Raw genomic sequence first — 22100 nt, forward strand, 5'->3', positions numbered from 1 at the left:
CGGCCGTGCCCAAAAATGGACGGCTACAGGCAAGGGTAAGTCATCATGACGGACACCAACTTCACCGCAAGCCCCGAAGAACGCGCGCGGATCGCCGCCGAGGGCATGTATCATCCAGACCTGGAAGGCGACGCCTGTGGCGTGGGCCTCGTTGCCGCGACGGATGGCCGCCCTTCACGCCGTGTAGTCGCCTCCGCGATCGATGCGCTGAAAGCTGTGTGGCATCGGGGCGCGGTCGATGCCGATGGCAAGACTGGCGATGGCGCAGGTATCCATGTCGACCTGCCGGTGCGCTTCTTTGACGATGCGATCGCGGACTCCGGTCACAAGCCGCTGCCCAATCGCCTGGCTGTCGGCATGATCTTCCTGCCGCGCACGGACCTCAGCGCGCAGGAAACCTGCCGCACCATCGTTGAGAGCGAGATCATCGACGCGGGCTATACCATCTATGGCTGGCGGCAGGTGCCGGTGGACGTGTCGGTCATCGGTGAAAAGGCGCAGCGCACGCGCCCCGAAATCGAGCAGATCATGATCGCCGGGCCGATGCCCGAAGTGCGCGATCAGGCCGAGTTCGAAAAGGACCTCTATCTGATCCGTCGCCGGATCGAAAAGCAGGTGATCGCCGCGCAGATCAATGATTTCTATGTCTGTAGCCTGTCGTGCCGGTCCATCATCTACAAGGGGCTGTTCCTCGCCGAATCGCTGTCGGTATTCTATCCCGATTTGCAGGACGAGCGGTTCGAGAGCCGGGTAGCGATCTTCCACCAGCGCTATTCGACCAACACTTTCCCGCAATGGTGGCTGGCCCAGCCGTTCCGCACGCTTGCCCATAATGGTGAGATCAACACCATCCGCGGCAACAAGAACTGGATGAAGAGCCACGAGATCAAGATGGCTAGCCTCGCGTTCGGCGAGCAGTCGGAGGATATCAAGCCGGTCATTCCGGCGGGCGCGTCCGATACCGCTGCGCTCGACGCCGTGTTCGAGGCGATCTGCCGGTCGGGCCGCGATGCGCCCACCGCCAAGCTGATGCTCGTGCCCGAAGCCTGGCAGGCCGACAATGGCGAACTGCCCAAGGCGCATCGCGACATGTATGATTATCTCGCCTCCGTCATGGAGCCGTGGGATGGCCCTGCCGCGCTGGCGATGACGGACGGGCGCTGGGTCGTGGCCGGGGTGGATCGCAACGCACTGCGCCCGCTGCGCTACACGCTGACTGGCGACAATCTGCTGATCGTCGGGTCGGAGACCGGCATGGTCGTGGTTCCCGAAACCACCATCGTGCGCAAGGGGCGCATGGGTCCGGGCCAGATGATCGCCATCGATCTGGCCGAGGGCGAAATCTACGACGATGCCGCGATCAAGGATCGGATCGCGGGTGAGCGGCCCTATGGCGACCTGATCAAGGACTTCATGGCGATCAGCGACCTGACCGATGCGCCGACCGCGCTGCCCGACTGGGACAAGGCGGAACTGACGCGGCGGCAGGTGGCGGCCAACCTGACGCTGGAGGATCTGGAACTGATCCTGGCGCCGATGGTGGAGGATGCCAAGGAGGCCATCGGATCAATGGGCGACGACACGCCGCTGGCTGTCATTTCCGACAAGCCGCGAACGATTAGCCATTTCTTCCGCCAGAATTTCAGCCAGGTCACCAACCCGCCGATCGATCCGTTGCGCGAACGGCATGTGATGAGCCTGAAAACGCGCTTTTCCAATTTGCATAACATCCTGGAGCAGGATGCGCAGAACAGCCATGTGCTCGTGCTGGAATCGCCGGTTCTGACCAGCGCGGAGTGGGCGCGGCTGAAGGCGCATTTCGGTCCGGCGGTCGCGGAAATCGACTGCACCTTCCCGGCAAATGGCGGGCAGGAGCAGCTCCGCGCGGCAATCGCACGCATTCGCGAGGAAGCCGAGCAGGCGGTACGTGAAGGGCGGACAGAAATCTTCCTGACCGACGAGGGCGTCAGCGAGACGCGCATCGCCATTGCTGGCGTGCTGGCGGCGGCCGCGGTGCATACGCATCTGGTGCGCAAGGGGCTGCGTTCCTATGCGTCCATCAACGTGCGCTGCGCCGAGGCGCTCGATACCCATTATTTCGCGGTGCTGATCGGCGTGGGCGCGACCACGGTGAACGCCTATCTGGCCGAAGCCAGCATCGCCGACCGCCATGCGCGCGGGCTGTTCGGGTCTCTCGACCTTGACGCCTGTTTCGAGCGCTATCGCGTCGCGGTCAACGAAGGCCTGCTCAAGATCATGTCCAAAATGGGCATTGCGGTCATCAGCAGCTATCGCGGCGGCTATAATTTCGAAGCGGTCGGCCTGTCGCGCGCTCTGGTCAATGATCTGTTCCCAGGCATGCCGGCGAAGATTTCGGGCGAAGGCTATGCCTCGCTCCACTATAGCGCGATCCTGCGCCATCAGCAGGCATATGACGCATCGGTCGTGCGGTTGCCCATCGGCGGCTTCTATCGCCAGCGCAACGGTGGGGAGGCGCATGCCTATTCCGCGCAACTGATGCACCTGTTGCAGACGGCGGTCGCGACCGACAGCTATTCGACCTATCTGCAATTCTCGCGCGGGGTGCGCGATCTGCCACCGGTCTATCTGCGCGACCTGATGGAGTTTAATTTCGCGCGCGAAGCCGTGCCGATCGACGAGGTGGAGGCCACCACGGAAATCCGCAAGCGTTTCGTGACGCCGGGCATGTCGCTCGGGGCGCTCTCGCCTGAGGCGCATGAGACGCTGGCGATCGCGATGAACCGGATCGGCGCGAAGGCGGTGTCGGGCGAGGGCGGCGAGGATGCGGCGCGCTTCAAACCCTATGAAAATGGCGACAATGCCAATAGCGTGATCAAGCAGATCGCGTCGGGCCGCTTTGGCGTTCATGCCGAATATCTGGCGTCGGCCGAAGAGATAGAGATCAAGGTCGCACAGGGGGCCAAGCCGGGCGAGGGGGGGCAGCTGCCCGGCTTCAAGGTCACCGAATTCATCGCCAGGCTGCGCCATTCGACGCCCGGCGTGACGTTGATTTCGCCGCCGCCCCATCATGACATCTATTCGATCGAGGATCTGGCGCAGCTCATCTACGACTGCAAGCAGATCAATCCGCGCGCACGCGTCTGCGTCAAGCTGGTGAGCCAGGCGGGCATCGGCACGGTCGCAGCGGGCGTGGCGAAGGCGCATGCCGACGTCATCCTGATCGCGGGCCATGTCGGCGGAACCGGGGCATCCCCGCAAACCTCGATCAAATATGCCGGGACGCCATGGGAAATGGGTCTGTCCGAAGCCAATCAGGTGCTGACCCTCAACGGGTTGCGGCATCGGGTGAAGCTGCGCACCGATGGCGGCCTCAAAACCGGGCGCGACATCGTGATCGCCGCGATATTGGGCGCGGAGGAATATGGCATCGGCACATTGTCGCTGGTCGCCATGGGCTGCATCATGGTGCGTCAGTGCCACAGCAACACCTGCCCCGTGGGCGTGTGCGTGCAGGATGAAAAGCTGCGCGCCAAATTCACCGGCACCCCGGAAAAGGTCATCAACCTGATGACCTTCATCGCCGAGGAAGTTCGCGAAGTGCTGGCCCGGCTGGGCTTCCGCAGCCTGGACGAGGTGATCGGGCGGACCGAACTGTTGAAGCAGGTCAATCGTGGCGCTGAACATCTGGACGATCTGGATCTCAACCCGATCCTGGCCAAGGTGGACGCCCCCGACGACCAGCGCCGTTTCAGCCTGAAGCAATGGCGCAACGACGTGCCCGACAGCCTGGACGCGCAGATGATGCGCGACGCCAAGGCAGTGTTCGAGCGGGGCGAGAAGATGCAACTGACCTATACGGTGCGCAACACGCACCGCGCGGTCGGCACGCGCCTGTCGTCGGCGGTGACTGACAAGTTCGGCATGTCGGCGCTGGCCGATGGACATCTGACCGTGCGCCTGCGCGGGTCCGCGGGCCAGTCGCTGGGCGCGTTCCTGTGCAAGGGGATCACGCTGGAAATCTTCGGCGACGCCAATGACTATGTCGGCAAGGGCCTGTCAGGCGGCATCATCACGGTGCGCACGACCGTCTCCAGCCCCCTGTCGTCGAAGGATAATACGATCATCGGCAACACCGTCCTTTATGGCGCGACCAGTGGCAAGCTGTTCGCGGCAGGGCAGGCGGGCGAACGCTTCGCGGTCCGCAATTCGGGCGCGCAGGTCGTGGTCGAGGGCTGCGGCGCCAATGGGTGCGAATATATGACCGGCGGCATTGCCGTGATCCTGGGCAAGACCGGCGCCAATTTCGGCGCGGGCATGACCGGCGGGATGGCCTTCATCCTGGACGAGGATGGCAGCTTCATGTCGCGGGCCAACCCGGAAGGGATCGTCTGGCAGCGGCTGGAAAGCGCGCATTGGGAGGCGCAGGTCAAGGATCTGATCGCCCAGCACGCCAAGGCGACCGACAGCAAATGGTCCAGCACCATATTGGAGGATTGGGACCGTTGGCGGCGCTATATCTGGCAAGTGTGCCCCAAGGAGATGATCAGCCGCCTTACCCATCCGCTGAGCGATGCGCCGGCGGAGGTCGTTGCTGCCGAATAGGCGTTCTAAGGGAAGGAACTGCCTGCTGCCGTCGCCATGACGGCAGGAGGGGCTTTCCCTTGGGCAGGTTGCAGAGTCGGTGGAGGCGTGGCCGTCTCTCCGGCGGCGAAGCGCGCAATTGGCGGTGGCAGCTGATGAATCGGTGATGGCGGTGGGACGGGATCGACCGCTTCCGCCGCCTCTCCTTGTGCCAGATAGTCACGCACGACCGGATCGCTGGTGCCGTCAATCATGCCGTCTGCGTCCAGTCCCGCCATGTCCGAAGCCATTTGCCGTTCCACCAGCGTTGGTCCGCAACCGGTACAGCGGATTATGTCGGGACCGCGACCGGCCGGATCGGCGACCTGATCGGACAGGCTGCTATCGCTGGGCTCGGCATAGGCGACATCTTTCTGTGTTCTTGGAGCAGAGGATTGCGGACTGGTGACATAGGCGCCCAAACCCAGTCCCATGACCGTCGCGGCGGCCACTGTCACGCCTGACAGTATCCAATGCTGCATGGTCCTGCTTTCCATCCTTTTGCTGGCGGGCACTGGCCTTTCGGCGTGCCGCATCGTGCACGACAATCAATCATAACGCAGATGCAGATCGGTTGTTGCATGGCGCAAAAGCCTTTGCTAATGGCCAGCGCCTACCAGATGCCGGTCCTGCCGGTTTCCCTTTGAATGTGCGGCCATGGCGGAATTGGTAGACGCGCAACGTTGAGGTCGTTGTGGGCGAAAGCCCGTGGAAGTTCGAGTCTTCTTGGCCGCACCATTCACTTGCCTGATGCTCAGGATCAGCCGGAATTGACAGTCCCCGCCCCGCAAGGGCAGGGGCAATTGCGCTTGATCGCACGGACCTTGCAGGGGTGTGGTTCGACCGCCTATCTGACGCGGGCGCGCGGGACGGACCCGGATGACGAGATGAAAGGAAGCTGCCATGTCCGCCATAGACTGGGATCAGCCAGCCACCATGATTGATCTGGATGGCAAGGCGCCCTTGATCGGCACGATCCGCCAATGCGCGCAGCATTTCGCGATCTTCAAGGCAGAGGCCAAGGCGCAGGCGCGTGTGTTGCTGACCCAGCCGGTTCATCGGGAAGGTCGCCGGACGCGCACCTGGCTGCTGGAGCCGGATGAAATCGCCCAACTGGCGGAAAAACTGCGCGCAGAAAGCTGACAGGTTCGGTTTCCGATCTTCGGCCGGAATTTCCCCTGTCCTACAACAAACCATATGGGATAAATGATCCGCCTCGTTCGAGACAGAGAGGCGCAGCATGGACATCCTTACGCTCATTGACGATGTTATCGCCCGCGAAGGCGGTTATTCCAACCATCCGGCTGACCGGGGCGGGCCGACCAATTGGGGGATTACCCAGGCGGTGGCGCGGGACAATGGGTTTGTCGGCGACATGCGAGCTTTGCCGCGCGCGACGGCGGTGGCGATTTACCGGCGGATTTACTGGGATCAGCCCGGTTACGCCTTCGTCGCGGAAACCGCGCCCTCCGTCGCGGCCGAATTGTTCGATACTGCGGTCAATATGGGCGTGGGAACCGCGACCGGCTTTCTCCAGCGCGCCCTTAACGCGCTCAATCGCAACCAGCGCGATTATCCGGATCTGACGCTGGACCGGGCGATCGGCGCAAGGACGCTGGGGGCATTGCGCGCCTTTCGTGCGTTGCGGGGCAAGGCGGGTGAGGCGGTACTGCTGAAGGCGATCGAAGCGATGCAGGGTGAACGCTATATCGCGCTCGCGGAAAACCGCCCCGCCAATGAGGCGTTTCTCTACGGCTGGCTGGCCAACCGAATCGGTTAGCTCTTATGAACACTCGTGCGTTTTGCGCCAAGCTATCGCGCGAACGACGCCCGGAACTGTCTTTTCAATCAGGATATGAAGCCATGGTTTCCGAGTCTATCGATCCCGATCCCTGGGCTATGCGCGCGCGGCCCACTTTCCTCTATGTCATGTATGCGCTGCTGCTCTGGTCGCTGCCGATGGGCGTCATCGCGGGGTGGCGACCCGCTATGGCGGCGGCGATCACGGCGGGGATGCGCGACTATCTCAACGCCCTGCCTGAACCGCTCTACGCTTTGTTTGGCACAGGTTATCTGGGCTACACTGCCGCGCGCGCATGGGGCAAGGCGAAGGGGGCAGAGCGGTAGCGCCTAGGCGGCCGCGCGCCCTTCATACCAGCCGCGCGAACGCTTCACGAGAGCGACGATAGAGAGCATCACCGGCACTTCCACCAATACGCCGACGACAGTGGCCAGAGCCGCGCCAGAGTGGAGGCCGAACAGGCTGATCGCTGCGGCGACCGCCAGTTCGAAGAAATTGGATGCACCGATCAATGCAGCCGGTCCCGCAACGCACCAGTCGACGCGCATGCTGCGGCTGAGCCAATAGGCAAGGCCTGCGTTCAGATAGACCTGAAGCAGGATCGGCACTGCGATCAGCGCGATGACCAGCGGCTGGGCGACGATCTGCTCCCCCTGAAAGGCGAAGAGCAGCACGAGTGTAGCGAACAGGCTTAGCAGGCTAAAATGGCCTGAGCCTTGTCAGCAGCCGTTCCAGAGCCGCCTGTCCGCCTGCCCGCAACTGCGCCCGGCGCAGCCATTGGGCGACGACCACGGGCACGACGATATAGAGGCCGACCGACAGCAGCAGCGTATCCCATGGCACGCTGATCGAGGCGACGCCCAGCAGCAGTCCAACGATCGGCGCAAAGGCGAACAGCATGATCAGGTCGTTGAGCGCCACCTGACTGAGCGTATAGCTTGGATCGCCATCCAGCAGGTTGGACCAGACGAACACCATCGCGGTGCAGGGGGCGGCGGCCAGCAGGATCAGGCCCGCAATATAGGACGGCCCCTGTCCGTCAGGCAGGTAGGGCGCGAACAAATGGCCGATGAACAATGTGCCCAGCAGCGCCATGGAGAAAGGCTTGACCGCCCAATTGATGAACAGCGTCACCCCGACACCGCGCCAGTGCCGCCTTACGCTGCCCAGCGCAGCAAAGTCGATCCGCAGCAGCATGGGTATGATCATCAGCCAGATCAGCGCCGCTACCGGCAGGTTGATGTTGGCGATCTCGGCTCCAGCGATCAGCGCGAAGGCTGACGGGAACAGATGCCCCAGTCCAATCCCCAGGACGATGCACAGCGAGACCCAGAGGCTGAGATAGCGTTCGAACAATGACATCAGGCGGCTCCCAACACGTCGCCATCATCCTTGACGAAGGGTGTGGGCAGCGGATGGGGCAACAACTCCAGCACCGCCTCGGACGGGCGGCATAGTCGCACCCCTTTGGGCGACACGACCAGCGGGCGGTTGATCAATATGGGGTGCGCCATCATCGCGTCGATCAGCGCCGCGTCGGGCAGCGTCTGATCGTCCAGCCCCAGATCGGCAAAAGGCGTGCCCTTCTGCCGCAACAGGGCGCGCGGCGCGATGCCGGCACGGGCGATCAATTGTTCCAGCAAAGCCCGCGACGGCGGCGTCTTGAGATATTCGATGACATGCGGCTCGATCCCGGCATGGCGGATAATCGCCAGTGTGTTGCGCGACGTGCCGCAGGCGGGGTTGTGATAGATGATGATGTCGGTGGCCAAGGGAATGTCCTTTGGATCAGCAGCAAGGGGTCAGTTCAGCAATGATCGGGGCGCACAAAGCCGCGTTCCCGCCACAACAATCCTTGAGCAGGAACAATGTCAGTGCGCCCAACGCCTCCAGATCGGCGCGATAATGAATGGATCGGCTCTGCCGCTCCGCGCGGACCAGTCCAGCGCGGGACAGGATCGCCAGATGGGACGACATGGTATTTTGCGGGACTCCGACCAGCCGGGCGATTTCCCCGGCGGGCAGGCCATCGGGCTCGTGGCGGACGAGCAACCTGAAACTGTCGAGCCGCGTGGACTGGGCGAGAGCGCCCAAGGCAGCTATTGCGGATTCGTTTTCCATATATCCAGATTAATGGATATATGGAGCATGGCAAGTCGGTTGTGAGGAAAGAAAGGAATCGCGGCGGCGAGAAACGCAAATGAGAGGGGCCGCCGGGTCAAAGCCCGACGGCCCATCATGTGCATGGTCAGCGGCCGGAAGTGCCGCCCAGGGGAAACGAAGGTCGCGCTATCTTCTCCACCGGGAGACGGCCTGTATATCGGCGCGCTTTATCTCGCGATGTGGAGGGAGATCGACGGCATGGCGTCGCTCAGCGGCGCGTTCCCCGAATGGACTTGACCGACCCCATTGCTGAACCATGAGACATCGGATCACCTCCTTTCGCTATGTTGAAGCCCGTTATGGCCGACTTCGACTGCGCTTCGTGCGGCCACGGGATGGAATGTGAATCAGACGGAAGGCATGATCAAGACTTGTATTATTCTTTTTTCGAATCATACTTTCGCGTCCGCAATCCCGGCGTCGCGTCGCTATCCCCTGCAATCCTCGATCACACGCGACACTTCCGGCCATGCCGGTACGATAAGCGGTTCCAGTCCCATCACCTCGATCGCGAATTTGCCCCGGCTGTAGGCCATCTGATCCAGCGCGGTATCGGCAGCGGCCCGCACCGCTATCGTCTGCGGCACGGGGGTTGTGGTGGCTGTCGCGGGCCAGCTGGTCGCACCATAGCTGGTTCGCAGCGTCATCGTCCCTTGTCCCGCGCCTGCGCGAATAATGCTGATTCGGCGCGCCGCCCGATCGCAGCGGATAGTAAGGCGGGGGGCGGCCGCGGTCGGACCGAAATGGGCGATCGACATGGCTGCGTCGGATTGCCAGCGCCAATCCCCCGGCGCGGTGGGGCGATATTGCCAGTCGCTGGCCAATGGCGCGGCGGGGGCGGAAGGCCGGACCGGCGCCTGTGCCGGTCGCGGGGCAGGCGCGGGGGCAGGACTGGCCTGGCGCGTGGCAGGGCCGACGCAGGAGCCGAGGAGGATGAGGAAGGGTGCGGCGAGGGCAAGGTTGGTGGTAAAGCGCATTGCCCACCCATGCCCGCCCGGCGCAGGCGGCTCAACTGGAAAAGGATGAGCGGAAGAGCCGCGGGGGCAGGCCGGGCCGACGCGTTTGCTTGCCGCGCCGATATTGACACCGTCCGGCCGAATCGCTAGGGCGCGCACATCCCGACACGCTGGTGAGCGGCAGTGCTTCGCGCACTGGCCGTCTTTTTTGCGTCCGGGGCTATACATTGGTTGCGGTCCCACGCCATGGGGTCGCGGCCCTGACGCTTTGAGATGGGGTGACGCCAATCGCCCCGTGGAGCAGGAGATTAATTGACCATGGCACGTATTGCGGGTGTTAACATCCCGACCAACAAGCGCGTAATCATCGCGCTCACCTACATTCACGGCATCGGCCGTAAGACCGCCGTAGACATCGCCGACAAGCTGGGCATCGACCACAGCCGTCGCGTGCAGGACCTGTCGGACGCCGAAGTGCTCCAGATCCGTGAAACGATCGACGCTGACCTGACCGTCGAGGGCGATCTTCGCCGCAACACCGCGATGAACATCAAGCGCCTGATGGACCTGGCCTGCTATCGCGGCCTGCGTCATCGTAAGGGGCTGCCGGTTCGCGGCCAGCGCACGCACACCAACGCCCGCACCCGCAAGGGCAAGGCCAAGGCGATCGCCGGTAAGAAGAAGTAAGCGCCAGAGGGCGGGCCTTGCGGCCTTGCCCTCCCGACTTCTTTTGTCAGTATTTCGAGTAGGATAGAGCAAAATGGCACGCGAACCCCAGCGCATTAAGCGCCGTGAGCGCAAGAACATCTCGGCCGGCGTGGCACATGTCAACGCCAGCTTCAACAACACCATGGTGACCATCACCGATGCCCAGGGCAACGCGATTTCGTGGTCCTCGGCTGGCATGATGGGCTTCAAGGGCAGCCGCAAATCGACCCCCTACGCCGCTCAGGTGTGCGCGGAAGATGCCGGTCGCAAGGCCGCCGAACATGGCGTCCGCACGCTGGAAGTCGAAGTCAAGGGTCCCGGTTCAGGTCGTGAATCGGCCCTGCGCGCCCTTCAGGCCGTCGGTTTCCACATCACCTCGATCCGCGACGTAACGCCGATCCCGCACAACGGTGTGCGTCCGTCCAAGCGCCGCCGCGTCTAAATTCGGCTGAGCGATATGGCGGGCGGCGGACGCGCCGCCCGTTACCCGTCTGCATCGGCCGCAACGTCCTGTCGGGTCCAGGATCATAAGCGTTTCGGCCACATCCCCAGGGGAAGTACATGACTGTCAACATGAAGAACTGGCAGGAATTGAAGAAGCCCAACGCGCTGGAAATCAAGCCAACCAGCGACGGTAAGCGCAAGGCGACCTTCGTTGCCGAGCCGCTGGAGCGCGGTTTCGGCTTGACGCTTGGCAACGCGCTACGCCGGGTTCTTCTTTCCTCGCTTCAGGGCGCGGCGGTCACCTCGATCAAGATCGAGAACGTCCTGCATGAATTCTCGTCGCTCGCTGGCGTGCGTGAAGATGTCACCGACATCGTCCTTAACATCAAGCAGGTCGCCCTGCGGATGGAAGGCGATGGTCCCAAGCGGCTTCAGCTGTCGGCTACCGGTCCTGCCGTGGTCAAGGCTGGCGACATCAGCGTCGTTGGCGACATCGAAGTGATGAACCCGGACCTGGTGATCTGTCACCTCGACCAGGGCGCGACGCTGAACATGGAACTGACCGCTGATGTCGGCAAGGGCTATGTCCCAGCCGTCGCCAACCGTCCCGCAGACGCTCCGATCGGCCTCATTCCGATCGACGCGCTCTACTCGCCGGTCCGTCAGGTCGCCTACAAGGTGGACAATACCCGTGTCGGCCAGGAACTGGACTATGACAAGCTGTCGCTGACCGTCGAAACCGACGGCACCGTCACGCCGGAGGATGCGGTCGCCTTTGCCGCGCGCATCCTGCAGGACCAGCTCCAGCTGTTCGTCCATTTCGAGGACGCGCTGCCCACCGCCGCGCCTTCGCAGGGTGGCCATGCGGTCGCAGCGGCGTCGGAAGGCGAAAGCGACACCAACCAGATCAACCGCTACCTCCTCAAGAAAGTGGACGAGCTGGAACTGTCGGTCCGCAGCGCCAACTGCCTCAAGAACGACAACATCATCTATATCGGCGATCTGGTCCAGAAGACCGAAGCCGAGATGCTGCGTACGCCCAATTTCGGTCGCAAGTCGCTGAACGAAATCAAGGAAGTGCTGTCGTCCATGGGTCTGCGCCTCGGCATGGACATCCCCGGATGGCCGCCTGAAAATATCGAGGAAATGGCCAAGAAGCTCGAACAAGAGCTGCTGGGCTAAAAAGCTCCGTCATCCCCGCGAAGGCGGGTACCCATCTCCCGGTCTTGTGCCTGGGGATGGGGTCGGAGATGGGTTCCCGCCTTCGCGGGAATGACGAACAAGTGGCGGCCACGTCACCGCCTGGTCTGGGCTACCTGAAACGGGCCCTTAACGAACGAAGGAATGAACTATGCGTCACAGAATGGGTCAACGTCGTCTTCAGCGCGCCACCGGTCACCGCGTCGCGCTGCTCCGCAACCTTGCCGCTTCGCTGATCAAGCATGAGCAGATTCTGACCACCACGCCCAAGGCGAAGGAACTGCGCCCCTATGTGGAAAAGCTGATCACGCTGGCGAAAAAGGGTGGCCTGTCCAACCGTCGCCTGGCCGATGCTCGCCTGAAGGACGATGCGCAGCTGGCCAAGCTGTTCGAGGTTCTGGCCGAACGCTACAAGGATCGTAATGGCGGTTACACCCGCGTAATCAAGGCTGGCATCCGCGCATCGGACGCCGCGCCGATCGCGATCATCGAACTGGTCGACCGCGACGTCAGCGCCAAGGGGCAGGATAGCGGCCCGGTGCAGACCGCCGACGAAGATGAATATGAAGCTGCCTGATTGAGTGCGGTCCTCCTAGGGAGGGCTGGATGCTTTACCGACAGGCCGTGGCTCTTTAGGAGCCACGGCCTGTTCTGGTTAAAAAGAGACGAAAAAGAGGATGCGCGCAACGGCCCGCCTGTTCCTGCTGCCGCTGCTGCTGGCGGCCAGCCCGGTCGTTGCGGGGCCGGAGACGGTCGCCATCGACGCGGCCGGGCAGGGCTTGCGCTACCCCATCGCCAGGCGTCTTGATCTGGTCGAGGATCATTTCGGGGTTAAGGTCGCCGATCCCTATCGCTGGCTGGAAAATGATCTGCGTGCGGACCCGGCCGTACGCGACTGGGTGGCGCAGGAAAATGCGCTGACCCGCCGCTATATCGACGGCCTGCCGGGCCGGGCGGCGCTGAAGGCGCGGATGCAGGCGTTGCTGTCGCATGGCCGCTACACCGTCCCGCGCAAGGCCGGCGGGCGCTATTTCTACGGTTATAACAAGGGGCTGCAAAACCAGACTCCGCTCTACGTGCGTGAAGGGCTGGACGGCCCGCAGCGGTTGCTGATCGATCCCAATGATTGGGCCAAGGATGGTGCGAGCGCATTGGCCGAATGGGCTCCCTCGCCGGACGGCCGGACCCTGGCCTTTGCCGTGCAGGAAGCGGGCAGCGATTGGCGGACCCTGCGTTTGCTGGATGTCGATACGGGGAAAGTGCTCGACGACCGGATCGACTGGGTCAAATTTTCGACCCTGGCCTGGGACGGACGTGGCGAGGGCTTCTTCTATTCCCGCTACCCTGCGCCGCAGGGAGATACGGCTTTCAGGGCCGCCAATGAAGATCAGCAGCTTTTCTATCATCGCGTCGGCACCGCGCAGGCGCAGGATCAACTGATCTACGCCACGCCAGACCGGCCGAAACTTAGCCATACCGCGCAGGTCACCAATGACGGGCGCTGGCTGGTGATCAGTTCGTTTCAGGGGATCGACCCGCGCCGTGAAATCCATGTCGCGGCGCTGGACGGCGGGCCGGTTAAGCCTCGGCGTCTGGTGAAGGGGCCGGTACAGGATTGGCGGCTGATTGGGAGTCGGGGGTCGACCCTTTATTTCATCACCGATGATCATGCGCCCCATCTGAGAGTTGTGACGCTCGATGCGGCGCAGCCCCGACGCAAGCCACAACAGGTCGTGGCCGAACGCGCCGATACGCTGGCGGGCGGCTCGCTGGTCGGCAACCGACTGATCCTGGCCTATATGACGCAGGCCGAAACGATTGCGGAACTGGTCGAACTGGATGGGCGCAAGGTGGGCGACGTGCCCTTGCCCGGCATGGGGACTGCGGCGGGTTTTGGCGGGCGCGATGGCGACCCGGAGACGTTTTTCAGCTTTTCGGGCTTCACCACCCCGTCCAGCATCTATCGCTTCGACACATCCACCCTGCAAAGCCAGTTGTTCGCCCAGCCCGACCTGCCCTTCAATCCGGATGAATTCGGGGTGGAACAGATCAGCTATCTGTCAAAGGACGGCACCCGCGTGCCCATGACCGTGATCCGCAAAAAGGTGCTGGCGGACCGGGCGATCGCGGCACCGACGATCCTTTATGGCTATGGCGGCTTCAACATCAGCCTGACGCCGGGCTATTCGGCGACGCGGCTGGCCTGGCTGGAACAGGGCGGGGTTTATGCCATCGCCAATCTGCGCGGCGGTGGTGAATTCGGCAAGGCATGGCATGAGGCTGGCCGTGGCCCCAACAAGCAGAATGTGTTCGACGATTTCATCGCCGCGGCCGAGTATCTGAAGGCCAATGGCTATACCACGCCGGATGGACTGGCGATCGAGGGGCGATCCAATGGCGGCCTGCTGGTTGGCGCGGTAGTCAACCAGCGCCCCGACCTGTTCGCTGCCGCCCTGCCAGCTGTGGGCGTGATGGACATGCTGCGCTTTGACCGCTTCACCGCCGGGCGTTACTGGGTGGACGATTATGGATCGCCGGCACGGGCGGAGGATTTTCCGCTGCTCTACGGCTATTCGCCCTATCATAACATCCTGTCGGGTAAGGATTATCCCGCGATCCTCGTCACCACGGCCGATACTGACGACCGGGTCGTGCCCGCCCACAGTTTCAAATATGCCGCCGCCTTGCAGGCTGCCGATGTGGGCAGCAAGCCCCACCTGCTACGGGTAGAAAGCCGCGCCGGCCATGGCGCTGGCAAGCCGATCGACAAGCTGATCGACGAATATGCCGACAGCTATGCCTTTCTGGCCTCATTCACGGGTTTGCAGATCAAGGATGATCCGCAATAATCGTTCAGCCGCGCGACAGCCGGACGCGGATAGATACCGTTTGACCGCAGGAGACACAGGCATGGGCAAGACGCGCTGGATGACAGGATCGCTGGTTGGACTGGCGCTGCTGGTTGGCAGCCTAGGTCCGGCGCAGGCGCGTCCGCGCTATGACCGCAATTGGGGCCATCATCACCATCGCGATCGCGGCAATGGCTTCGGCTTTGGCGATGCCGTCGGGGTTGCAGCGCTGATCGGTGCGGTGGCGATCGTTGCCTCTTCCATGTCGAAAGACAAGAAGGCAGCGCGCAATAGTGACGCCGCGGCTCCCCCGCCGGTCGATGGTACGGATTATGGCGCGGATGTCCGGCGCGACGATGATTTCTCCGATGTCGCCGCCGCCTATGGCGATCAGGATCAGATGACGGACGCCTGCGCCGTCGCCGCGCGCGATGAAGCGCAGGACCAGAATGGCGGCTATGCCGAGGTGCGGCGCATCGACGAGCCGCGCGCCGCGCAGGGCGGTTATAATATCGACGGAGAGGTCGAATCGCGCGCCAATTATCGCGCCCCGACGGGCACGACCCGCCGCTTCACCTGCACGATCAAGGATGGCCGCGTCGCGGAGGTCTATCTGAGCCGCGATGTCGTGATGCGATAAGGCGCCGCCGTGCGTCGTCACCCTCCGTCGCGCCATGTCCTGGCTTTTGGCCTGGCGGCGCTTGCGGGGATGGTCGATGCGTTGGGTCTGCTCAAACTGGGCGGGCTCTTCGTGTCGTTCATGAGCGGCAATTCGACCCGAATGGCAGTCGGCATCGCGACAGAGCCGACGCTGGCACGGGCGGCCGCCGGGCTGATCGGCGCTTTTGTCGGTGGGGTATTTGTCGGCGCGCTTCTGGCGCGGATGGCCGGACGGTGGCGCAAGCAAGCCGTACTGGCACTGGTGCTGGCGTTGTTGACCATCGCGGCATCCCTGGCCGGATCGGTCGGGGATGGTCTGACTTTGCTGATGGCGGCGGCTATGGGCGCTGTGAACAATATGTTCCAGCGCGATGGCGAGGTGAGCATTGGCGTCACTTATATGACCGGGGCACTGGTGAAGCTCGGACAGGCGCTGGCCAGCGCCGTGACCGGTGGCCCGGCGTTTGGCTGGCTGCCGCATCTGTTGCTCTGGCTGGGTCTTGTCGCAGGCGCAGTGGCCGGGGCTGTGCTGTTTGGGCGGATGGACCTTGGCGCTTTGTGGGTGGCTTGCGGCTGGTGTCTGCTGTTGCTCGCATGGAGCCTCTGGCTGGGGCCGTTGCCGCGCACCGACCGCTTGGCATGACTGTCCATCCGCTCTAGGCGGTGCCCATGCCCGCTCCTTTCCTTCCCCGCCGCAATGCGGCCATCGCCTTCATCCTGGTGACGGCGCTGCTCGACGTCATGTCGATGGGAATCGTCATCCCGGTCCTGCCGCAACTGATCGAATCCCTGTCCGGCTCCAGCAGCGCGGCTGGCCTGTGGAATGGCCTGTTTGTAGCGCTATGGGCGGGGATGCAGTTCATCTGCTCGCCGATTATCGGGTCCTTGTCCGACCGTTTCGGGCGGCGGCCCGTCATTCTGCTATCAGTGTGCGGTCTGGCGCTCGATTATGTGCTGATGGCCGTCGCGCCCAATCTATGGTGGCTGGCTCTGGGGCGGATATTAGCGGGGGTCACCTCGTCCAGTTTCACCTCCGTGTTTGCCTATATGGCCGACATCACCCGACCTGAAGATCGCGCGCGCGGCTATGGGCTGATCGGGGCGGCATTCAGCGGCGGCTTTGTTGCCGGGCCACTGCTGGGCGGCATATTGGGCGAGATTTCGCTGCGCGCGCCCTTTTGGGCGGCGGCTGGCCTGTCGGGACTGGCATTCCTTTATGGTCTGGTCGTCCTGCCCGAATCGCTCCCGCAGGAAAAGCGGATGGCCTTTTCATGGGCCCGCGCCAACCCATTCGGCGCGCTCACCCTTTTGCGGTCTCACCCGGAACTGTCGAGCCTGGCGATCGTCAATTTCCTGCTCTATTTCGCCCACCATCTCTTCTCCGCCGTGTTCGTCCTTTATGCCGGGGATCGTTATGGCTGGGGGGCGTGGCAGGTCGGCAGCCTGCTCGCCTTGGTCGGCTTGCTCGACATGGGCGTGCAGGGCTTGCTGGTCGGTCCCGTGGTCAAGCGGCTGGGCGACCGGGCGACGATGGTGACGGGCCTGGCCTTCGGTGCGGTCGGCATCGCCTGCATGGGACTCGCGCCGACCGGCTGGCTGTTTGTCGCCGCGATGCTGCCCAATGCGCTGTGGGGGCTGGCAATGCCGACGATCCAGTCACTGATGACGCAGCGCGTGTCCGAATCCGAACAGGGCCAGTTGCAGGGCGCGAACAACAGTGTGGGCAGTATTGCAGGTATCGTATCGCCCCTCTTCTTCGGCGGCATTTATGCGTTGTCGGTTGGCGGCAATCCGACCCTGCCCTTCATCGGCAGCGCCTTCCTGATCGCGGCGGCGGTGCTGGGCAGCGCGGCATTGCTGGGCTGGGCGGCGGGCCGTGGGCTGGATGCCGATGCCGTATAGGTCGCGAAAACTGGACATATCGGGGCGGGGCGACTAACCGGGCGCGAATCCCTTCCACCGCTCGATATAAAGGCGATTCGATGACGCTGCCCCTTCAGGATTCCATCCTTATCGTGGACTTCGGCAGCCAGGTGACCCAGCTCATCGCCCGGCGCGTGCGCGAAGCCGGGGTCTATTCCGAAATCGCCCCCTTCAACAGCGCCGAACAAGCCTTCGCGCGGATGCAGCCCAAGGGCGTCATCCTGTCGGGCGGCCCTTCTTCGGTCATGTGGGATGACAGTCCCCGCGCACCGCAGGCGATATTCGACGCGGGCGTTCCGGTGCTGGGCATCTGCTATGGTCAGCAGACGATGATGCAGCAGCTGGGCGGCAATGTCGAAGGCGGGGAGAGCGGCGAGTTTGGCCGCGCCTTCATCGAGGTGAAGAAGCCCTGCGCTTTGTTCGACGGTCTTTGGGCGCCGGGCGAAAAGCATCAGGTGTGGATGAGCCATGGCGACAAGGTGACGCAATTGGCCGACGGCTTTGAGGTCGTCGCCACCAGCGAGGGTGCGCCCTTCGCCGTCACCGCCAACGAAGCCCGGCGCTTTTATGCGACCCAATTCCATCCCGAAGTCGTCCATACCCCCGATGGCGGCAAGCTGCTCGCCAATTTCGTCCGTCATGTCTGCGGCTTGGCGGGCGACTGGACCATGGCGGAGTTTCGCGCGACCAAGATCGCCGATATTCGCGCGCAGGTTGGCTCTGGCCGGGTGATTTGCGGCCTGTCCGGCGGTGTCGACAGCGCCGTCGCGGCGGTGTTGATCCACGAAGCGATCGGCGACCAGCTGACATGCGTGTTCGTCGACCATGGCCTGATGCGGCTGGGCGAGGCCGAGCAGGTCGTTACCCTGTTCCGCGAACATTATGGCATCAAACTGGTCCATGTGAATGCGGAGGATCGCTTTCTGGGCGGCCTGGCTGGCCTCACCGACCCTGAAAAGAAGCGCAAGTTCATCGGCGGCGAATTCATCGCCGTGTTCGAGGAAGAGGCCGCAAAGATCGGCGGGGCCGATTTCCTGGCGCAGGGCACGCTCTATCCCGACGTAATCGAAAGCGTCAGCTTCACCGGCGGCCCCAGCGTAACGATCAAGTCGCACCATAATGTCGGCGGCCTGCCCGAACGCATGAACATGAAGCTGGTCGAGCCGTTGCGCGAACTGTTCAAGGATGAAGTGCGCGTGCTGGGCCGGGAATTGGGCCTGCCCGAAATTTTCGTGGGTCGCCATCCGTTCCCCGGCCCTGGCCTCGCCATCCGCATCCCCGGCGAAGTGACCAAGGAACGCTGCGACATATTGCGCAAGGCGGACGCGGTCTATCTGGAGGAGATCCGCAACGCGGGGCTCTATGACGCGATCTGGCAGGCCTTCGCCGTGCTGCTGCCCGTCCGCACCGTTGGCGTGATGGGCGACCTGCGCACCTATGACAGCGTCTGCGCTCTGCGCGCCGTCACCTCGACCGATGGCATGACGGCGGATATCTATCCGTTCGATGCAGCTTTCCTCAGCCGCGTGGCGACGCGGATCATCAATGAGGTCAAGGGCATCAACCGCGTGGTCTATGACTATACGTCGAAGCCGCCGGGCACGATCGAGTGGGAATGATTTTCACCCCTCCAGAGGGGTCCAAAAGTGCGAAATGCTACGACGTAAAGCACTGAACTAAAACAACTTTCATTCAATGACATTCAGCTACAATCGGTGGGCAGCGTTTAAAATTCGCGGTCGCTCTGACGGTATCGCCTGCTCTTGCCACCCTCAAAATCGCTCGTTACCGTCAGGGTCACAACAGCCCCTGACGGTCAATTTTTCTTACTAACAATCGGAAAAGCCTGTGCTTTTCCGAGTTGGAGAGGTGCGTTTCGGGCTGACGGTCAAAATGAAAGGAGTATGTGGCCATGCTGACTGATGCAGCCCTTAAAAGCTTGAAACCTAAGGACAAACCCTACAAGGTTACCGATCGTGACGGCATGTATGTTCGGGTCGGGACAAACGGCACGATTTCATTCCGTTACGACTATCGGATGCATGGACGGCGCGAAACCGTGACTTTTGGGAAATATTGCGCTTCCGGCCTCTCTCTGGCTCGCGCCAGGGAGAAGTGCATCGATGCCAAGCGGATGGTCCAAGAAGGACTGTCCCCCGCCATCGAGAAGCAGCGGGACAAGCGCAGAATCAAAGAAGCAAAGAGCTTCGGCGAGTTCGGCGAGAAATGGCTGACCGCTGGACCGATGGCTGACAGTACGCGCGCCATGCGCCGCTCGATCTTCCAGCGCGAATTGGTGCCGCACTGGCGCAACCGGCTGCTGACAGAGATAACGCCTGGCGACCTGCGTGCGCACTGTCTTGCGATCGTTGATCGAGGCGCACCAGCGACCGCGATCCATGTTCGCGACATCGTGAAACAGATCTACGGCTTTGCGATCCTGCACGGAGAAAAGATCGCCAACCCGGCTGATGAGGTTGGCCCATCGTCGATCGCAACCTTCGTCCCCAAGGACCGCTCGTTGTCGCCGTCTGAAATTCGGGTGCTGTTTCGGTGTATCGAGAAGGTAGCAACGCTGCCCACCATCAGGCTCGGCATGAAGTTCTATTTGCTGTCGATGGTTCGAAAGAGCGAGTTGCAGGACGCAATATGGGATGAAGTGGATTTTGAGAATGCCGTCTGGTCGATTCCCAAGGAACGCATGAAACGATCCAAGCCGCACAACGTCTATCTGTCGCAACAGATGCTCGACATCCTGATCGCGCTCAAGACATGCGCCGGAAATTCGCGATACCTCCTGCCATCGCGCTATGACGCCGACGCACCTATGTCGCGCGCTACATTTAACCGGGTGACGTACTCGGTTGTCGATCAAGCGCGGAAGGACGGGCTGCCACTTGACCCTTTTACTGTTCACGATCTGCGCCGCACCGGCTCGACGCTGCTCAACGAGCTCGGCTTCAACAGTGACTGGATTGAGAAATGTTTGGCACATGAAGATGGCCGGTCGTCGCGCGGCGTCTATAACAAGGCGGAGTATGAGATACAGCGCCGCCACATGATGCAGGAATGGTCCAACACGGTAGAGGCTTGGATCGCGGGGCAGAAGTATGCGCCAGCGGTGCTTCCGCCTTCCGCGCCTATGATGGAACTTGATCCGAGTCTTTAACCGGGCGGATGCGGCGATGTCGTACATCGACTTGCTGGCCGCGCTCGATCGGGCGCGTCCGCCGGGAAGCCAGCCATTCTTCGACTTCGGACAAGTCCCAGACCACACAGCGCGGCGAGAGTGCAAAGCGGCGCGGGAACTCTCCACGCTGCTCCATGCCGAAGATCGTACTGTCAGCGAGCGGCACGATTTCCTTCAGCTGCTGTCTGCGGATGGTGCGGGTAAATTCCCGCCTCTCTTGCTTGTCCATATCAAGTATCGCTCCTTCCTTAAGCGTTTTCGATTGAAAGCGAATGTGACGAAAGGATGGAAGGACTTTTCCTGAAGTGAGATCGAAGGCGCAGAATCGGATAGAATAGGCGAATTTCAGTCCTTTCCGTGTTCACGGAGACTTTTCAGAAATCCGATAGCCTTGCCAAGGTTGGGGTCGAGGGTTCGAATCCCTTCGCCCGCTCCAGTTTTTCCCAATAAATTTAGTTAGTAATCCCCCCAAGTGGGCGGAGACTTACGCTTACAATGGGTCAGCACGCTTCCCCCGTAAGCACTCTGTAAGCACGACGGTCTGTGCATCAGATTCGATAAGATGTGAGAAGCCTGTCGATAGACTGGCTGGTTTTGGACGATTGTAATTCCAGCTTTCCCAAGCATTCGCTTGGATCATATCCTGCAGCCTATCGTGGGACAGGCTCGAAGTGATTTGAGTGCTGGATGCCAGATACACGACTTGCTCTGAAGTCATGCTGGTCGCGCGGATCATAAAGGAAGTCGGCCGATTTTTCGAAATGCACAAGTGACAGCAAGATAACCTCATGGGACGGCAGGCTATAGTGCCCAGAGATCTTTCAACATTCGATTGGTTGCCTTTGTTGCGTCTGGTCGGGCGAAGTAGCAGATTTCGATCGAGCGAGGCAAAGCTGGGGAAGGCTGAGTTTGGCTCTGCCGACAAGAACTGCAAGCGCAATGAGGGACTATTGCCAACTCGTGCGCACAACAGGTTGACGACCATTTCCGGGTCGAGTGAAAATGGCCGCCAGTCAGAAGCCCTGCGACAGATTTGCATGGCCTGCAATCGGACTCGTGCAAAATTTTGTAACGCTTTAAGTCGCTTGCACTAATTCGGCGCCCGCATCGGCGACAATGAATTTAGCCGGTTCGTCAGGATGCGTAAGCAATGTATATGGCGCTGGCCCAAGCGACCGTGAAGAAAAAAGCGATCAAATAGTCTTCAAGATAGAGAAACGATGCCACAGGTCGCGAGACCGGGATCATAACAGGTCCGATTTCAAAAATTTCATCGGTAGTAGCAACTTTTGCTGGGGCTCGGGCGCACTCGCAGCTCACAAGCACGCAATCGAAACCGCTGCAAATGTCATTAGCTCTCGCATCGGGCATACTTAGCTTCCCAGCGAGTGGGCCGCCAGCGATTAAGCTGACGGCCCTGCGACCCGAAGGACGTTGCAATAGGGCACTGCAATCGATGACCTCCGAGTGTTGAGACTATCACGGCTAGAAGAGTCTCGTCGTAAATTGTTGTAATCAAATTCTGAGTCAGATGAGGGGAAAATTCACCATTCTTCTTGGCAGCTGGCAACGCTCAGCGGCCAAGCTGCACCGTTGTTGAGTTC

19 protein-coding genes, 1 tRNA gene and 1 pseudogene are annotated in these 22100 nt (G+C 61.9%); 15 read left to right on the forward strand and 6 right to left on the reverse strand.

What is annotated here, in order from left to right; translation table 11 throughout:
* Positions 1-45: 45 nt before the first annotated feature.
* Positions 46-4584, forward strand: a complete 4539-nt coding sequence (gene gltB, locus SX1_RS02870; RefSeq protein ID WP_019051834.1) for a glutamate synthase large subunit — start codon at positions 46-48, stop codon at positions 4582-4584.
* A gap of 5 nt (positions 4585-4589) precedes the next feature.
* Here gltB and SX1_RS02875 read toward each other — a convergent pair whose 3' ends face one another.
* Positions 4590-5084, reverse strand: a complete 495-nt coding sequence (locus tag SX1_RS02875; protein ID WP_017181739.1) for a hypothetical protein — start codon at positions 5082-5084, stop codon at positions 4590-4592.
* 169 nt (positions 5085-5253) lie between these two features.
* Between SX1_RS02875 and SX1_RS02880 the strand changes: the two genes are divergently transcribed.
* From SX1_RS02880 to SX1_RS02895, 4 genes are all read left to right on the forward strand, one after another.
* Positions 5254-5340: transfer RNA gene (locus tag SX1_RS02880), tRNA-Leu, on the forward strand.
* Between the two features lie 165 nt (positions 5341-5505).
* Positions 5506-5745 carry a hypothetical protein gene (locus SX1_RS02885; RefSeq protein ID WP_019051836.1) on the forward strand — a complete coding sequence of 80 codons (240 nt, stop codon included), beginning with the start codon at positions 5506-5508 and terminating at the stop codon, positions 5743-5745.
* Between the two features lie 97 nt (positions 5746-5842).
* Positions 5843-6382 (forward strand): glycoside hydrolase family 108 protein, encoded by a 540-nt coding sequence (locus SX1_RS02890; RefSeq protein ID WP_017181737.1) that lies wholly within the window; start codon positions 5843-5845, stop codon positions 6380-6382.
* Positions 6383-6387: 5 nt separating this feature from the next.
* Positions 6388-6729, forward strand: a complete 342-nt coding sequence (locus SX1_RS02895) for a 3TM-type holin (protein WP_254908086.1) — start codon at positions 6388-6390, stop codon at positions 6727-6729.
* Positions 6730-6732: 3 nt separating this feature from the next.
* Here SX1_RS02895 and arsB read toward each other — a convergent pair.
* The 4 genes and pseudogenes from arsB to SX1_RS02920 form a co-directional block, all read right to left on the reverse strand.
* Positions 6733-7765, reverse strand: a pseudogene (arsB, locus tag SX1_RS22345) (ACR3 family arsenite efflux transporter).
* Positions 7765-8175, reverse strand: coding sequence for an arsenate reductase (glutaredoxin) (arsC, locus tag SX1_RS02905; protein WP_019051837.1), 411 nt, complete (start codon positions 8173-8175; stop codon positions 7765-7767). The pseudogene arsB and the gene arsC overlap by 1 nt, the downstream one beginning before the upstream one ends.
* A gap of 16 nt (positions 8176-8191) precedes the next feature.
* Entirely contained in the window at positions 8192-8524 is a 333-nt protein-coding gene (locus SX1_RS02910; protein WP_019051838.1) for an ArsR/SmtB family transcription factor, read from the reverse strand.
* A gap of 470 nt (positions 8525-8994) precedes the next feature.
* Positions 8995-9543, reverse strand: a complete 549-nt coding sequence (locus tag SX1_RS02920; protein ID WP_019051840.1) for a hypothetical protein — start codon at positions 9541-9543, stop codon at positions 8995-8997.
* Between the two features lie 297 nt (positions 9544-9840).
* Between SX1_RS02920 and rpsM the strand changes: the two genes are divergently transcribed.
* The 10 genes from rpsM to SX1_RS02970 all read left to right on the forward strand — a co-directional run bounded on the left by rpsM (position 9841) and on the right by SX1_RS02970 (position 20475).
* Complete coding sequence (gene rpsM / locus SX1_RS02925) at positions 9841-10209, forward strand: 30S ribosomal protein S13 (RefSeq protein WP_019051841.1); 369 nt, start codon at positions 9841-9843, stop codon at positions 10207-10209.
* Positions 10210-10282: 73 nt separating this feature from the next.
* Positions 10283-10672, forward strand: a complete 390-nt coding sequence (rpsK, locus tag SX1_RS02930) for a 30S ribosomal protein S11 (protein ID WP_004208752.1) — start codon at positions 10283-10285, stop codon at positions 10670-10672.
* Positions 10673-10791: 119 nt separating this feature from the next.
* Positions 10792-11856: a DNA-directed RNA polymerase subunit alpha gene (locus SX1_RS02935; RefSeq protein ID WP_019051842.1), complete on the forward strand. Its 1065-nt coding sequence runs from the start codon at positions 10792-10794 to the stop codon at positions 11854-11856.
* Positions 11857-12025: 169 nt separating this feature from the next.
* The gene (gene rplQ, locus SX1_RS02940) at positions 12026-12451 is read left to right on the forward strand and encodes a 50S ribosomal protein L17 (protein ID WP_026002152.1); all 426 of its coding nucleotides are present in this window, start codon (positions 12026-12028) and stop codon (positions 12449-12451) included.
* Positions 12452-12551: 100 nt separating this feature from the next.
* Positions 12552-14723 carry a prolyl oligopeptidase family serine peptidase gene (locus SX1_RS02945; RefSeq protein WP_019051843.1) on the forward strand — a complete coding sequence of 724 codons (2172 nt, stop codon included), beginning with the start codon at positions 12552-12554 and terminating at the stop codon, positions 14721-14723.
* Positions 14724-14784: 61 nt separating this feature from the next.
* Positions 14785-15363 carry a hypothetical protein gene (locus SX1_RS02950; RefSeq protein WP_019051844.1) on the forward strand — a complete coding sequence of 193 codons (579 nt, stop codon included), beginning with the start codon at positions 14785-14787 and terminating at the stop codon, positions 15361-15363.
* 9 nt (positions 15364-15372) lie between these two features.
* Positions 15373-16026, forward strand: a complete 654-nt coding sequence (locus tag SX1_RS02955; RefSeq protein WP_026149442.1) for a YoaK family protein — start codon at positions 15373-15375, stop codon at positions 16024-16026.
* Between the two features lie 26 nt (positions 16027-16052).
* Complete coding sequence (locus SX1_RS02960; RefSeq protein ID WP_019051846.1) at positions 16053-17285, forward strand: TCR/Tet family MFS transporter; 1233 nt, start codon at positions 16053-16055, stop codon at positions 17283-17285.
* A gap of 80 nt (positions 17286-17365) precedes the next feature.
* Positions 17366-18925 (forward strand): glutamine-hydrolyzing GMP synthase, encoded by a 1560-nt coding sequence (gene guaA / locus SX1_RS02965; protein ID WP_017181724.1) that lies wholly within the window; start codon positions 17366-17368, stop codon positions 18923-18925.
* A 293-nt stretch (positions 18926-19218) separates the two neighbouring features.
* Complete coding sequence (locus SX1_RS02970; protein WP_019051847.1) at positions 19219-20475, forward strand: tyrosine-type recombinase/integrase; 1257 nt, start codon at positions 19219-19221, stop codon at positions 20473-20475.
* Here SX1_RS02970 and SX1_RS23675 read toward each other — a convergent pair.
* Positions 20447-20725, reverse strand: coding sequence for a helix-turn-helix transcriptional regulator (locus SX1_RS23675; RefSeq protein WP_081609915.1), 279 nt, complete (start codon positions 20723-20725; stop codon positions 20447-20449). The genes SX1_RS02970 and SX1_RS23675 overlap by 29 nt on opposite strands.
* Between the last annotated feature and the right edge of the window lie 1375 nt (positions 20726-22100).

Origin of the sequence: Sphingobium xenophagum NBRC 107872 (assembly GCF_000367345.1) — a bacterium.
Taxonomy (GTDB): Bacteria; Pseudomonadota; Alphaproteobacteria; order Sphingomonadales; family Sphingomonadaceae; genus Sphingobium; species Sphingobium xenophagum.

Excerpts from the sequence above, each read along its gene's own strand:
- SX1_RS02890 (WP_017181737.1), top strand. The coding sequence starts at position 5,843 with ATGGACATCCTTACGCTCATTGACGATGTTATCGCCCGCGAAGGCGGT.
- SX1_RS02895 (WP_254908086.1), top strand. The coding sequence starts at position 6,388 with ATGAACACTCGTGCGTTTTGCGCCAAGCTATCGCGCGAACGACGCCCG.
- rpsK (WP_004208752.1), top strand. The coding sequence starts at position 10,283 with ATGGCACGCGAACCCCAGCGCATTAAGCGCCGTGAGCGCAAGAACATC.
- rplQ (WP_026002152.1), top strand. The coding sequence starts at position 12,026 with ATGCGTCACAGAATGGGTCAACGTCGTCTTCAGCGCGCCACCGGTCAC.
- SX1_RS02875 (WP_017181739.1), bottom strand. The coding sequence starts at position 5,084 with ATGCAGCATTGGATACTGTCAGGCGTGACAGTGGCCGCCGCGACGGTC.
- SX1_RS02885 (WP_019051836.1), top strand. The coding sequence starts at position 5,506 with ATGTCCGCCATAGACTGGGATCAGCCAGCCACCATGATTGATCTGGAT.
- SX1_RS02970 (WP_019051847.1), top strand. The coding sequence starts at position 19,219 with ATGCTGACTGATGCAGCCCTTAAAAGCTTGAAACCTAAGGACAAACCC.
- SX1_RS02950 (WP_019051844.1), top strand. The coding sequence starts at position 14,785 with ATGGGCAAGACGCGCTGGATGACAGGATCGCTGGTTGGACTGGCGCTG.
- SX1_RS02960 (WP_019051846.1), top strand. The coding sequence starts at position 16,053 with ATGCCCGCTCCTTTCCTTCCCCGCCGCAATGCGGCCATCGCCTTCATC.
- SX1_RS02945 (WP_019051843.1), top strand. The coding sequence starts at position 12,552 with ATGCGCGCAACGGCCCGCCTGTTCCTGCTGCCGCTGCTGCTGGCGGCC.
- SX1_RS02935 (WP_019051842.1), top strand. The coding sequence starts at position 10,792 with ATGACTGTCAACATGAAGAACTGGCAGGAATTGAAGAAGCCCAACGCG.
- SX1_RS02920 (WP_019051840.1), bottom strand. The coding sequence starts at position 9,543 with ATGCGCTTTACCACCAACCTTGCCCTCGCCGCACCCTTCCTCATCCTC.
- rpsM (WP_019051841.1), top strand. The coding sequence starts at position 9,841 with ATGGCACGTATTGCGGGTGTTAACATCCCGACCAACAAGCGCGTAATC.
- SX1_RS23675 (WP_081609915.1), bottom strand. The coding sequence starts at position 20,725 with ATGGACAAGCAAGAGAGGCGGGAATTTACCCGCACCATCCGCAGACAG.
- SX1_RS02910 (WP_019051838.1), bottom strand. The coding sequence starts at position 8,524 with ATGGAAAACGAATCCGCAATAGCTGCCTTGGGCGCTCTCGCCCAGTCC.
- gltB (WP_019051834.1), top strand. The coding sequence starts at position 46 with ATGACGGACACCAACTTCACCGCAAGCCCCGAAGAACGCGCGCGGATC.
- guaA (WP_017181724.1), top strand. The coding sequence starts at position 17,366 with ATGACGCTGCCCCTTCAGGATTCCATCCTTATCGTGGACTTCGGCAGC.